Here is an 11,973-nt window from a genome sequence, read left to right on the forward strand (position 1 = left end):
GAGGGACATCGGCCGGTCGAGCAGGTCGGCGGCGAGCGCGTTCACCTCGTCGAGGGTGACCGCGTCGACCCGGGCGAGCAACTCGTCCACCGGCATCAGGTTGCCGTAGAGCAGTTCGCCCTTGGCCAGCCGGCTCATCCGGGAGCCGGTGTCCTCCAGGCCGAGGACGAAGGAGCCCTTGCTCATCCCCTTGCCCCGGGCCAGCTCGGCCTCGGTGATCCCGCCGGCGGCCACCTTGGCCAGTTCGACCCGGGTCAGCCCGAGCACCTCGTCCACCTTGCCCGGGGCGCAGCCGGCGTAGACGGCGAACAGGCCGCTGTCGGCGTACTGGCTGGCGTACGAGTAGACGGAGTAGGCCAGGCCGCGCTGCTCGCGGATCTCCTGGAACAGCCGGCTGGACATGCCGCCGCCGAGGACGTTGTTGAGTACGCCGAGGGCGAAGCGCCGCTCGTCGAGGCGGTCGATGCCCGGGCAGCCGAGGATGACGTGCGCCTGCTCGGTCTCCTTCGGCTCGACCAGGGTGCCGGCCGGCTTCGTGCGTACCGTCGGGGTGGCCGGCCGGTACGCGGCCGGCACCGCCGGGTCGGTGTCCAGCGGGGTGCCGCGCACCGCCTGCCGGACCAGCTTGACCACGGTCGCGTGGTCGAGGTTCCCGGCGGCGGCGATGACGATCTGCGGTGCCGTGTAACGGCGGCGGTAGAAGTTCTGGATCTGCCGCCGGGTCATCGGGGTGACCGTCTCCTCGGTCCCGGAGATCAGCCGGCCGAGGGGGTGGTCGCCGTACACGGCGCGGGCGAAGAGGTCGTGCACCTCGTCGCCGGGCTCGTCGTCGTGCATGGCAATCTCTTCGAGGATGACGCCGCGCTCGGTCTCCACGTCGGCGGCGTTCAGCACCGAGTCGGCGACCAGGTCGCACATGACGTCGATGGCCAGCGGCAGGTCCTCGTCCAGCACCCGGGCGTAGTAGCAGGTGTATTCCTTCGTGGTGAAGGCGTTGGTCTCGCCGCCCACCGCCTCGATCTCGGCGGAGATGTCCAGCGCGGTGCGCTTCCGGGTGCCCTTGAACAGCAGGTGCTCCAGGAAGTGCGCGGCGCCGGCCTGCGGGCCGGTCTCGTCCCGGGAGCCGACCGCGACCCAGATGCCGAACGAGACGCTGCGCATCGCCGGGATCGCCTCGGTGAGCACGCGCAGGCCGCTGGGCAGCACGGTACGGCGTACGGTGCCGCCCAGCGGGTCCTCGCTCAGCGTGCGGGTCACCGCCCGGGTCGTGCCGCCGGCGGACCGGACGGTCCCGGTCGCGTGCCGGACGGCGCCGGACGGCGCCACCCCCCGTCGAATCGCAGGGAAAGGCGAACGCCGGCTCACGAAAACCTGCTCTCAGTTTGACGAGGGGGTGGGGGTGACGAGCGACGGCTCCAGCTCGGCGCATACGCGGCGCTCCGACCTGGAGCCGTGGACCGGCCGGGTGACGCCGTCGGCGTCGCCCGGCCGGTCGGTGGATCAGCTGTGCCGGGTCCGGCGACGCGGGCGGGACTCGCCGCCGCCCTCGCCGCCCTCGCCACCCTCGCCCCGCTCCGGACCACGGCCGCCACGCTCGCGGTCGCCCCGGTCACGCGGGCCACGGTCGCCGCGGTCCCGGCCGGCCGGCCGCTCGCCGCCGGCGGCCTCACCGGCGGCCGGCGCCTCGGCGCCCTCCGGGCGGACCTTGTCCAGGTAGATCTTGCCGCGCTGGTCGATGTCGGCGATCTCCACCTCGACCTTGTCGCCAACGTTGAGGAAGTCCTCGACCTTCTCGACCCGCTTGCCGTCGCCCACCTTGGAGATGTGCAGCAGGCCGTCCCGGCCGGGCAGCAGGGAGATGAAGGCGCCGAACGCGGCGGTCTTCACCACGGTGCCGAGGAACCGGTCGCCCACCTTCGGCAGGGTCGGGTTGGCGATCGCGTTGATCCGCTCGACCGCGGCCTGGGCCGACGGCCCGTTGGTCGCGCCGACGTAGATGGTGCCGTCGTCCTCGATGGAGATCTCGGCGCCGGTCTCGTCCTGGATGGCGTTGATGGTCTGGCCCTTCGGGCCGATCACCATGCCGATCTTGTCGACCGGGATCTTGACGGTGGTGACCCGCGGGGCGTAGTCCGACATCTCGGCCGGGGCCTCGATGGCCCGCTGCATCACGTCGAGGATGGTCTGCCGGGCCTCGTGCGCCTGCTGCAGCGCGGCGGCCAGCACGTCCGACGGGATGCCGTCGAGCTTGGTGTCGAGCTGCAGCGCGGTGACGAACTCCCGGGTGCCGGCCACCTTGAAGTCCATGTCGCCGAACGCGTCCTCGGCACCGAGGATGTCGGTCAGCGTCACGTACTGGGTCTTGCCATCGACCTCGTCGGAGATGAGGCCCATGGCGATGCCGGCGACCGGCGCCTTCAGCGGCACACCGGCCGAGAGCAGGCCCAGCGTCGAGGCGCAGACCGAACCCATCGAGGTCGAACCGTTGGAGCCGAGCGCCTCGGAGACCTGCCGGATGGCGTACGGGAACTCCTCGCGCGACGGCAGCACCGGGATCAGCGCCCGCTCGGCGAGTGCGCCGTGGCCGATCTCGCGCCGCTTCGGCGAACCGACCCGGCCGGTCTCACCGGTGGAGTACGGCGGGAAGTTGTAGTTGTGCATGTAGCGCTTGGACTTCTCCGGGGAGAGGGTGTCCAGCGACTGCTCCATGCGCAGCATGTTGAGCGTGGTGACGCCCAGGATCTGGGTCTCACCCCGCTCGAAGAGCGCCGAGCCGTGCACCCGCGGCAGCACGCCGACCTCGGCGGTCAGCGGACGGATGTCGCGCAGGCCGCGGCCGTCGATGCGGACCTGCTCGCGCAGCACCCGGCTGCGGACCTCGGACTTGGTCAGCGAGCGGAACGCGGCGGAGAGCTCCTTCTCCCGGCCCTCGAAGCGCGCGCCCAGCTCCTCGGCGACCTTGGCCTTGATCCGGTCCAGCGCCTCCTCGCGGTCGTGCTTGCCGGCGATCTTCAGCGCCTCGGCGACCTCGCCGCGGGCCACCTCGGCCACCGCCTCGTACGCGTCGTCGGCGTAGTCGAGGAAGACCGGGAACTCGACGGTCGGCTTGGCGGCCACCTCGGCCAGCTCGCTCTGCGCCCGGCACAGCTCGCGGATGGCCGGCTTGGCGGCCTCCAGGCCGCTGGCGACGACCTCCTCGGTCGGGGCCGGGGCCCCGTCGGCGACCAGCTTCACGGTGTGCTCGGTGGCCTCGGCCTCGACCATCATGATCGCGACGTCGCCGTCCGGCAGGGCGCGGCCAGCGACCACCATGTCGAAGGTGGCCCGGGCCAGCTCCTCGTGGGTCGGGAAGGCGACCCACTGGCCGTCGACGTGCGCCATCCGGGTGGCCCCGATCGGGCCGGAGAACGGCAGGCCGGAGAGCTTGGTCGACATCGAGGCGGCGTTGATCGCCACCACGTCGTACGGGTGCTGCGGGTCGAGCGCCAGCACGGTCTCGACGACCTGGACCTCGTTGCGCAGGCCCTTGACGAAGGACGGGCGCAGCGGCCGGTCGATCAGCCGGCAGGTGAGGATGGCGTCCTCGCTGGGCCGGCCCTCGCGGCGGAAGAACGAGCCGGGGATCCGGCCCGCGGCGTACATCCGCTCCTCGACGTCGACGGTCAGCGGGAAGAAGTCGAACTGCTCCCGCGGCTGCTTGCTGGCCGTGGTCGCGGAGAGAACGACCGTCTCGCCCAGCTGGGCGATGACGGAGCCGGCGGCCTGGCGGGCCAGCCGGCCGGTGGAGAAGGTGATCTCCCGGGTGCCGAACGAGCCGTTGTCGATAACGGCGGTACGGGCTTCGGTGCCGAGTCGGTTCTCGGTCATGGTGCGGCAATGCTCCTTCGCATCGGGGGCCCACGACGCGGGAGCTGCTCAGACGGCCGGTCTTCGATCGAAGCGCCCGGGTGACCGGCGGATGCCGGGGTGCCCGGAGGCCACTACCGGAGACCGGTACGCCGACCGGCCCCCTCTCGGGTGGTCGCGTGGCCCGGTTTTCCGTGGTACCGGAACGGGGGAGCGGCCGAACGGCCACTCCCCCGTCAGGTCACCGACGCAGGCCGAGTCGCTCGATGAGCGACCGGTAGCGGTTGATGTCCTTCTTCTGGACGTAGTTGAGCAGCCGACGGCGACGGCCGACCAGCAGCAGCAGCCCGCGGCGGCTGTGGTGGTCGTGCTTGTGCACCTTCAGGTGCTCGGTGAGCTCGGCGATCCGCTTGGTGAGGACCGCGACCTGCACCTCCGGCGAACCGGTGTCGCCCTCGGCGGTCGCGTACTCCGCGCGGATCTTGGCCTTGGCTTCCTGGTCGAGCGCCATGTTCTCCCTGTTTCGTGGGTCGTTCGATGAGGTCCATCGGAGCGGTCGGAGCGACCGGAGGACGGACCGGTTCCTCGCACCCGCGGCGTCGTGCAGGCACGCGAGGCCCCGCGTCGGTCAGCCGACGTCCCCGCCAGACTACCAGCCCGGTCGGGTACCACCCGGTCAAGGGCCGCGCGACGCGGTCCCGGGCGGGCCGCCGGGCTCAGCCCAGCGCCCGCCGGGTCCGCGCGACGTCCTCGGCGATCTGGGCCACCAACGGCTCGATCGAGTCGTACGTCCGTTGTTCCCGCAGGTGCGTCACGAAGTCCAGCGCCAGCCGCTCGCCGTACAGGTCGCCGGTGAAGTCCAGCGCGTAGGCCTCCACCCGGCGCTCGCGGCCGGAGAAGGTCGGGTTGGTGCCGATCGAGACGGCCGCGGCCAGGGGCTCGCCGCCCCGGCGGACCAGCCGGGCGGCGTAGACACCGTCGGCGGGGACCGCCGCGTACCGGTGGGTCAGCAGGTTGGCGGTGGGAAAGCCCAGCTCACGGCCGCGCTGGTCGCCGCGGACCACCACGCCCTCCACCCGGTGCGGACGGCCGAGGGCGGCGGCCGCCGCGGTCACGTCGCCCGCGTCGACGCACGAGCGGATGTACGTGGAGGAGAAGACCGTCCCCGCCTCGGCGACCAGCGGGCCGCCCTGCACCCCGAAGCCGAAGGTGCGGCCCAGCCGCTCCAGCAGGGCCACGTCGCCGGCCGCCTTGTGCCCGAACCGGAAGTTGGCGCCGACCACCACCAGCGCGGCGTGCAGGTGCTCGACCAGGATGTCGTGCACGAACGCCTCGGCGGGCAGCCGGGAGAACTCCGGGGTGAACGGCACCACGCAGAGCACGTCGACGCCGAGCGCCTCGATCAGCTCCGCCTTGCGGGCCGGCTCGGTGAGCACCGCCGGGTGCGAACCGGGCCGGACCACCTCGGCCGGGTGCGGGTCGAAGGTGACCACCACCGACTTGACGCCCAACTCCCGGGCGCGCGCCACGGCGTGGCCGATGGTGGCCTGATGTCCCTTGTGCACCCCGTCGAAGACGCCGATGGTGACCACCGAACGGCCCCAACCGCCGGGTGCCGCCTCGTACCCCCGCCACCGCTGCATTCCCGCTCCTGCTTCCTACTCGTTGCCCATAGCTGAGCAGTTGGGATAGTTCGCTCTCCGCTCGGCTGTTGCCGGGCTGGAGCCCTGGACCGGCAGTCTGGTCCGGTGGCGATCGATTCGGTCCTGCAGGATCTGCTTCACCCTGTGGTGTGAGGTGTGCAGGGCGATGTCGGGGTCGCCTGCTCGCTGCAGGATGTTGATCGCGGCGTTCACGTCGGCCTGCCACACCACCCGCACGAGATGCAGTGAAACCTGTCCCCGTCGCGTCGGCCGAAGGCTCCGCAGCGGTGGCAGGTTTGTGAGGTGTAGGCGGCGTTGACGGGAACGTGCGCAGAACCTCTGCGCTCCGACACGTTTTTCAGGGCCTCGGCGGTGATTCCTTTGGTCCACGCGGCGAGACGCCGGTTGATGTTCTTGCCAAGCTTCTTGCGGCCGGTGAAGCGTTTGGTGAGGTCTTCGGCGATCACGGTGGCGGCCTTGTCGACGACCTCGTGCACGGCGGTGAAGATCTCCGTACGCACCAGGGCGCGGTGGCGGGCGGCCTGCCGGTCCCGCACCTGCCGGTCTCTCAACCCGGACCCGACTCCGAGCATCGAGCCGTAACGCTGCCACACCTCACTACGCACCCGACCCAGCCGGCGGGCCTGCTCCACCAGGGCGGCGTACTTGCCCGGATTCAGCCGAGCCGAGTAGGCGATCCGGGTGACCTTCACCGGTCACCCTCCATGGTCAAGTCTGCCCCTTTCAACGCCTTGGCGTAGCGGCGCAGACCGTCCAGCCGGCCGGAGAAGGTGCGCACGATGGCCAGCAGGTCCTCCACCAGTTCCTGCTGCGGGGACAGGGGCTCCTGGCTGGCGACGACGATCTCGCAGCCGCCACGCGCCGCCAGAGGCTCCAGCAACTCGAACCCGAACCGGGCCAGCCGGTCCTTGTGCGCCACCACCAGCGTGCCAACCTCACCCCGCTCGACAGCGTCCATCAACGCCAGGAATTTCTTGCGGCGAAGGTTCATCCCGCCGCCGGCCTCGCTGATCCACTCGTCCACCGCCAGGCCGCGAGCGAGGCAGAACTGCTGCATCGCCCCCTCAATTGTGGGCAGCTCTAGGAAAGCAACCACTCGTCGCTCCTCCCCTGCTCGCCAGGTGCTCCGCGCCGCCGTCGTCAGGCCGGGGCGAGCACGATCTCCGCGCGGGCCCGGCCGTCCCGCTCGCTGACGATAGCGATCAGTCCGCCGTCCGGGCCGAACACCGCGTACGGCCCGGCGATGCCGGCCGGGTCGAGCGGACCGCCGTGGGACAGGATCTTCACCTCCTGCGGCGTGGCGTCGCGGCGCGGGAAGAACCGGTCGGCGGCGGCGTCCAGCGGCAGGTTGACCACGTCGGGCGCGCGCTGCTCCAACTCGTCGAGGGTGGCCGCCTCGGCCAGCGTGAAGCCGCCGACCGCGGTCCGGCGCAGCGCGGTCAGGTGGCCGCCGACCCGCAGCGCCAGGCCCGCGTCCCGGGCGATGGCCCGGATGTACGTCCCGGACGAGCAGGTCACGTCGATGTCGACGTCGACCACGTCCGGGGTGTCCCGGCGGATCGCCAGCACGTCCAGCCGGGAGACGGTGACCCGGCGGGCGGGCAGCTCGACGCTCTCCCCCTCGCGGACCCGCTTGTACGCCCGCTCACCGTTGATCTTGATGGCGCTCACCGCGCTCGGCACCTGGTCGATCTCGCCGGTGAGCGCGGCGAGCGCGGCCCGGATCGCGTCGTCGGCCACGCCCGTGGTGGGGGTGGTGGCGATGACGTCACCCTCGGCGTCGTCGGTGACCGTGGCCTGGCCGAGCCGGACCGTCGCGGTGTAGCTCTTGCCGGCGCCGATCACGTAGGTGAGCAGCCGGGTGGCCCGGCCCACCCCGATCACCAGCACGCCGGTGGCCATCGGGTCGAGCGTGCCGCCGTGCCCGACCCGCCGGGTACGCGCCAGCCGCCGGATCCGCGCCACCACGTCGTGCGACGTCATGCCCCCGGGCTTGTCGACCACGATCAGACCGTCTGTGCTCACGACCGCCAAGCCTGCCAGACCCCGGTTCCGGCCCGGCCGGGGGATACCGCGGCGAGCGACAAGGTGTGACACTCAGGGACATCTCGCCCACTCCTGACCGGAGGCCGCGATGACCGACGATCGGCCGAACTCCGCAGCACCGCCCAACCCCGCCCCGGCGCCCTCCGGGGCCGGGCCGGCAACGGCCCCGCCGTGGCCGCGCCAGCCGCACGGCGACGCCGACTCGAGCCGTGACGGCGGGCTGCGGAGCTGGCTGGGCCGGCACTCCGGCACGATGCTGAGCGGCGTGACCGTACTGCTGCTGCTCGCCTTCGTCGGGGTGGTCGGCGTCGCCGTGCTGGTGTCGATCCCGCAGGCCGACGGGCGGCGGGTGGTGTTCCCGACGATCAGCCCGCCGGCCGGCGAGCCGGCCGAGACGTCCGCGCCGCCGCCCGCGGCGGCCGGCCCGTTCGACGGCACCCCTGCCGCCGCGTTCCCGCAAGGGCCGGCGGGGATCGTGCTGCCGGCCCCGAAACGCACCGGCCCGTTCACCGAGAAGCAGGTGGCGGCCGCGCTGGCGAAGGTCCGGACGGCCGTGGTGACCGCCCGGCTGGACCGCCGGTTCATGACCACGGCGGACCCCGAACCGTTGATCCGGCAGTTCGCCCGGGACGCCCGCGCCGACCTGCGCAAGGACTTCGCCTCCGACACCTTTGCCGCGTTCGCCACCCGGCTGGCGCCCGGCGCCCGGCTCACCGCCGACCAGCCCCGGGTGAAGGGTCGGGTCAGCTACCGGGCCACCAAGGACGCCGACGGCATCCGGATCCTGGCGGTGACCACCAACTTCGTCTGGGCGTACGCCTTGGAAACCAGCAGCACCGGACCGGGCGACGGGCTGGTCGTGGTGCACGACACGGTGGTCTGGAGCGTGCCGCATCCCGACGACGTCGAGCGCGGTTCGAACGGGCTGTGGATCGAGGACGCGGACTCGTACGCCGCCAACATCGACTGCGCGGCCTTCGACAAGGGCCTGCTCGACCTGGGCAGGCCCGGCAGCGGCGGCCCGGACGACCCGGACCCCGACGCGGTCTTCGACCCGGACCAGGCGCTGGACCTCCCGGACACCTGCTGAGGCGTACCGGAAACGGGCGGGGCAGCGCGATGGCCGCGCCGGTGCGATCATGCAGTGCCCCGCCGCACCGTCCCTGGGAACCACGATGACCGACCACGGGCCGACCCCCGAATCGCCGCACCGTCCCGACCCGCCGAGCCATCCCGACCCGTGGACGGCGTCCACCGACGGGCTGGGGACGGTCCCGGACTGGCTGCGCCATCCGCAGCCTGACGCCGAGCCGAGCGCCGCCGACCGCCGCCGGATCTGGCTGAGTCAGCACTCCGTCAAGCTGCTCGGCGGCGCGGCGGCGCTGCTGCTGCTCACCTTCTTCGGGCTCGTCGGCACCGCCGGCTACCGGGCGTTCCAGCGCTGGGGCGAGCCCTCGGCGGCATACCCGACGATCAGCGCGCCGCCGGGTGAGCAGGCCGTGACCTCGGCGTCGCCGCCGCCAGCGGCCGGCCCGTTCGACGGCACTCCGGCGGCCGCTTTCCCGGAGGGTGCGGCGGGGATCGCCCTGCCGGCGGCGAAGCGGACCGGCCCGTTCACCGAGAAGCAGGTGGCGGCGGCGCTGGCGAAGGTCCGGAAAGCCCTGGTGACGGCCCGGCTGGACCGTTCGTTCATGACGGCGAAGGACCCGGAACGGCTCATCCGGCAGCTCGCCCCGGACGACCGAGCCAACATCAGGGCGGACTTCATCTCCGGGGCGTTCGCCAACTATGCGACCCGACTCGGACCGGAAGCGCGGCTGACCAAGCACCAGCCCCGGGTCAAGGGACGGGTCACCTACCGGGCGACCCGCGACAAGGACGGCATCCGCGTGCTGGAGGTGATCACCAACTTCGTCTGGGTCTACGCCTTCCAGACCACCAGTCCGAACCCCGACGACGGGGTGGTCCTGGTGCACGACACGGTGGTCTGGCAGGTGCCGCACCAAAACGACGTCAGGGCCAACTCGAACGGGCTCTGGCTCTGGGAGGCGGATGCCTACGTCGTGAACGTCGACTGTGCGGCCTTGGACAAGGGCGTGCTGGAACTGGAGGCGGGCATGCCGGCCCTCAGTGGACCAGTCGACACCGAGGACCCGGACGCCGCCTACGACCCCGACCACACCCTGGACGTCGCGGACCCCTGCTGACCGGATCGCGGTAGGGGGTCGCGACGGTGGTCAGCGGACCGCGCCGACCACCGCCCAGCCGCCGGAGCGCAGCCGCAGCAGCAGCGCGACCAGCCGGAGCACCACGAACAGGGTCAGCCCGGCCCAGATCCCGCCGAGGCCGAGGTCGAGCCCGTAGGCCAGCCAGATGGCCGGCAGGAAGCCGCCCAGCGCCGCCACGATGGTGAGGTTGCGCAGGTAGCGGACGTCCCCGGCGCCGATCAGCACCCCGTCGAGGGCGAACACCACGCCGCCGATCGGCTGCAAGGCGACGAACCACGGCCAGGCGATCATGGCCTGCTCGCGTACCTGCGGATCGGAGCTGAACCAGGACGGCACCAGGCCGGCGCCGGCGGCGATCAGCACCGCGAAGGCCATGCCGCAGAGGCCGCCGAGCAGGGCGATCCGGCGGGCGAGGAACCGGGCGCCGGCCGCGTCGCCGGCACCGAGCGCGGCGCCGATCAGCGCCTGCGCGGCGATCGCGAGGGCGTCCAGCACCAGGGCGGTGAAGAACCACAGCTGTACGGCGATCTGGTGGGCGCCGACCGCGGCCGCGCCGAACCGGGCCGCCACGGCGGTGGCGGAGAGGAAGCTCGCCTGGAAGGCGACGCCGCGGATGAGCAGGTCCCGGCTGAGCACGAGCTGCTGGCGGATCATCCGGGGCCGGGGGCGCAGGGAGACCCGCTCGCGCACCAGCGCCGCCGCGAAGAGGATGCCGGAGAGGGTCTGCGCGACGGCGTTCGCCACCGCCGACCCGGCCAGCCCCAACCCGGCCGGGTAGACCAGCAGCGGGCAGAGCAGCGCGGAGAGCAGGTTGGGCGCGAGCACGAAGAGCAGCGGCCGACGGGTGTCCTGGATGCCGCGCAGCCAGCCGTTGCCGGCGGCGGCGAGCAGCAGCCCGGGCGCGCCGAGCGCCGCGATCCGCAGCCAGTTCGCGGCGGCGTCGGCCACCGCCCCGGGGCCGCCGACGAGGGTACGCGCCAGCCACCCGCCGCCGACGCCGACGGCGAGCGCCAGCAGCACGCCGACGGTCACCGCGAGCCAGGACGACTGCACCCCCTCGGCCACCGCGGCGGCCCGATCCCCCGCGCCGAACCGGCGGGCCGACCGCCCCGTGGTGCCGTACGCGACGACGGTGCCGAGCCAGGCGGTCAGCGTCATCACCGTGCCGCCGACGGCGAGCGCGGCGAGCGGGACGCGGCCCAGGTGCCCCACCACGGCCGTGTCGACCAGGACGTAGAGCGGCTCGGCGGCGAGCACCACCAGGGCGGGCAGGGCGAGCGCGGCGATCCGGCGCGGCGAGGCGGTGCCGACGGCGGGGGCGGGGGCGGCGGTCTGGCTCATCGTCGCCGATCCTGGCACGCGACAGGTAAGGGACGCAAGCGCCTGCGTTACTTACGCGACGGCACCGGCGGGGGGAGGGTGGCCAGCCAGCGGTGGACCTGCCGGCGGGTACGGAGGCGCAGCACCGGGAGGTCGGGCGCGATCGTGCGGGCGGCGGCCAGTACCCGGGGGCGGGAGCGGCGGGGATAGGTCCACACGTAGCGGAGGAACTGGAGGTCGAGCTGCTCGGGGCAGCCCTCCGGGAGGTCCGGCCGGGACGTGGCGCGGTACGTCCAGCGACGGCGCAACACCCGGGCGAGGCAGCGCAGCCGGGACGGGTCGCAGAGCACCAGCAGGTCGGCGCGGGGCAGGCGGAGATCGAGGGTGCTGCCGTAGTTGCCGTCCATCACCCAGGCCGGGCGGGCGGCGAGCGCGGCCACCTCGGCGCGGAAGTCGGCGTCGACCGGGGCGGTCCAGCCCGGGCGCCAGTAGTACCGGTCGAGGTGGATCAGGGGGAGGTCGAGCCGCCGGGCGACCGCACGGGCCAGCGTGCTCTTGCCGGCGCCGGAACTGCCGACGATCAGGATGCGACGCACCGGGCGACGGTATCGCCGGGCCCGTCGTACCGGACAGCGGGCGACCGGTGCGGGGGGTGACGTCCTCCCAGCCGGCGTCACCGCCGGACGGCCTGCTACGACGGCTTCAGCTCGGCGCGTGGTACGCGCTGCTACGACGACGTCAGCTCGGCGCGTCTGGTGCCGCGCCGCGACCTGAAGCCGTCGCTGAAGCCCGTCGTCACTGGCGGGGGGGCCCCCGGGGGGTTGGGAGGGGCGGGGGGGGGGGGAAGGGGGTAGGGAGGGGGGGGGAGG

General features: G+C 73.0%; 11 protein-coding genes. 2 read left to right on the forward strand and 9 right to left on the reverse strand.

Going from position 1 to position 11,973, the window contains the following annotated elements; genetic code table 11:
* From ONA70_RS29655 to truB, 7 genes are all read right to left on the reverse strand, one after another.
* Positions 1–1,326, reverse strand: a 1,326-nt coding sequence (locus ONA70_RS29655) for a M16 family metallopeptidase (RefSeq protein ID WP_406601265.1), incomplete at its 3' end; no start/stop codon positions are given.
* A 174-nt stretch (positions 1,327–1,500) separates the two neighbouring features.
* A complete protein-coding gene (locus tag ONA70_RS29660; protein WP_265009796.1) occupies positions 1,501–3,867 on the reverse strand; it encodes a polyribonucleotide nucleotidyltransferase in 2,367 nt (788 codons plus the stop codon).
* A gap of 220 nt (positions 3,868–4,087) precedes the next feature.
* Positions 4,088–4,357 carry a 30S ribosomal protein S15 gene (rpsO, locus tag ONA70_RS29665; protein WP_043962418.1) on the reverse strand — a complete coding sequence of 90 codons (270 nt, stop codon included), beginning with the start codon at positions 4,355–4,357 and terminating at the stop codon, positions 4,088–4,090.
* A 205-nt stretch (positions 4,358–4,562) separates the two neighbouring features.
* A complete protein-coding gene (locus ONA70_RS29670) occupies positions 4,563–5,489 on the reverse strand; it encodes a bifunctional riboflavin kinase/FAD synthetase (protein WP_265009797.1) in 927 nt (308 codons plus the stop codon).
* 209 nt (positions 5,490–5,698) lie between these two features.
* Positions 5,699–6,202 carry a transposase gene (locus ONA70_RS29675; RefSeq protein WP_265009798.1) on the reverse strand — a complete coding sequence of 168 codons (504 nt, stop codon included), beginning with the start codon at positions 6,200–6,202 and terminating at the stop codon, positions 5,699–5,701.
* Positions 6,199–6,606 carry an IS607 family transposase gene (locus ONA70_RS29680; RefSeq protein WP_406601266.1) on the reverse strand — a complete coding sequence of 136 codons (408 nt, stop codon included), beginning with the start codon at positions 6,604–6,606 and terminating at the stop codon, positions 6,199–6,201. Before ONA70_RS29680 ends, ONA70_RS29675 begins: the two co-directional genes overlap by 4 nt.
* A gap of 44 nt (positions 6,607–6,650) precedes the next feature.
* The gene (gene truB / locus ONA70_RS29685; protein ID WP_265009799.1) at positions 6,651–7,535 is read right to left on the reverse strand and encodes a tRNA pseudouridine(55) synthase TruB; all 885 of its coding nucleotides are present in this window, start codon (positions 7,533–7,535) and stop codon (positions 6,651–6,653) included.
* A gap of 109 nt (positions 7,536–7,644) precedes the next feature.
* Here truB and ONA70_RS29690 point away from each other — a divergent pair, with 109 nt between their 5' ends.
* Together ONA70_RS29690 and ONA70_RS29695 are read left to right on the forward strand one after the other, a co-directional pair.
* The gene (locus ONA70_RS29690; protein ID WP_265009800.1) at positions 7,645–8,646 is read left to right on the forward strand and encodes a hypothetical protein; all 1,002 of its coding nucleotides are present in this window, start codon (positions 7,645–7,647) and stop codon (positions 8,644–8,646) included.
* 85 nt (positions 8,647–8,731) lie between these two features.
* Positions 8,732–9,763 carry a hypothetical protein gene (locus tag ONA70_RS29695; RefSeq protein WP_265009801.1) on the forward strand — a complete coding sequence of 344 codons (1,032 nt, stop codon included), beginning with the start codon at positions 8,732–8,734 and terminating at the stop codon, positions 9,761–9,763.
* Positions 9,764–9,793: 30 nt separating this feature from the next.
* Here the strand turns inward: ONA70_RS29695 and ONA70_RS29700 are convergent, their stop codons facing one another.
* Positions 9,794–11,125 carry an MATE family efflux transporter gene (locus tag ONA70_RS29700; RefSeq protein ID WP_265009802.1) on the reverse strand — a complete coding sequence of 444 codons (1,332 nt, stop codon included), beginning with the start codon at positions 11,123–11,125 and terminating at the stop codon, positions 9,794–9,796.
* 47 nt (positions 11,126–11,172) lie between these two features.
* Positions 11,173–11,700, reverse strand: a complete 528-nt coding sequence (locus tag ONA70_RS29705; RefSeq protein ID WP_265009803.1) for an AAA family ATPase — start codon at positions 11,698–11,700, stop codon at positions 11,173–11,175.
* Positions 11,701–11,973: the final 273 nt, after the last annotated feature.

The organism is Micromonospora yasonensis (genome assembly GCF_026013475.1).
Lineage (GTDB): Bacteria > Actinomycetota > Actinomycetes > Mycobacteriales > Micromonosporaceae > Micromonospora > Micromonospora yasonensis.

Excerpts from the sequence above, each read along its gene's own strand:
- ONA70_RS29660 (WP_265009796.1), bottom strand. The coding sequence starts at position 3,867 with ATGACCGAGAACCGACTCGGCACCGAAGCCCGTACCGCCGTTATCGAC.
- rpsO (WP_043962418.1), bottom strand. The coding sequence starts at position 4,357 with ATGGCGCTCGACCAGGAAGCCAAGGCCAAGATCCGCGCGGAGTACGCG.
- ONA70_RS29670 (WP_265009797.1), bottom strand. The coding sequence starts at position 5,489 with ATGCAGCGGTGGCGGGGGTACGAGGCGGCACCCGGCGGTTGGGGCCGT.
- ONA70_RS29690 (WP_265009800.1), top strand. The coding sequence starts at position 7,645 with ATGACCGACGATCGGCCGAACTCCGCAGCACCGCCCAACCCCGCCCCG.
- ONA70_RS29695 (WP_265009801.1), top strand. The coding sequence starts at position 8,732 with ATGACCGACCACGGGCCGACCCCCGAATCGCCGCACCGTCCCGACCCG.
- ONA70_RS29700 (WP_265009802.1), bottom strand. The coding sequence starts at position 11,125 with ATGAGCCAGACCGCCGCCCCCGCCCCCGCCGTCGGCACCGCCTCGCCG.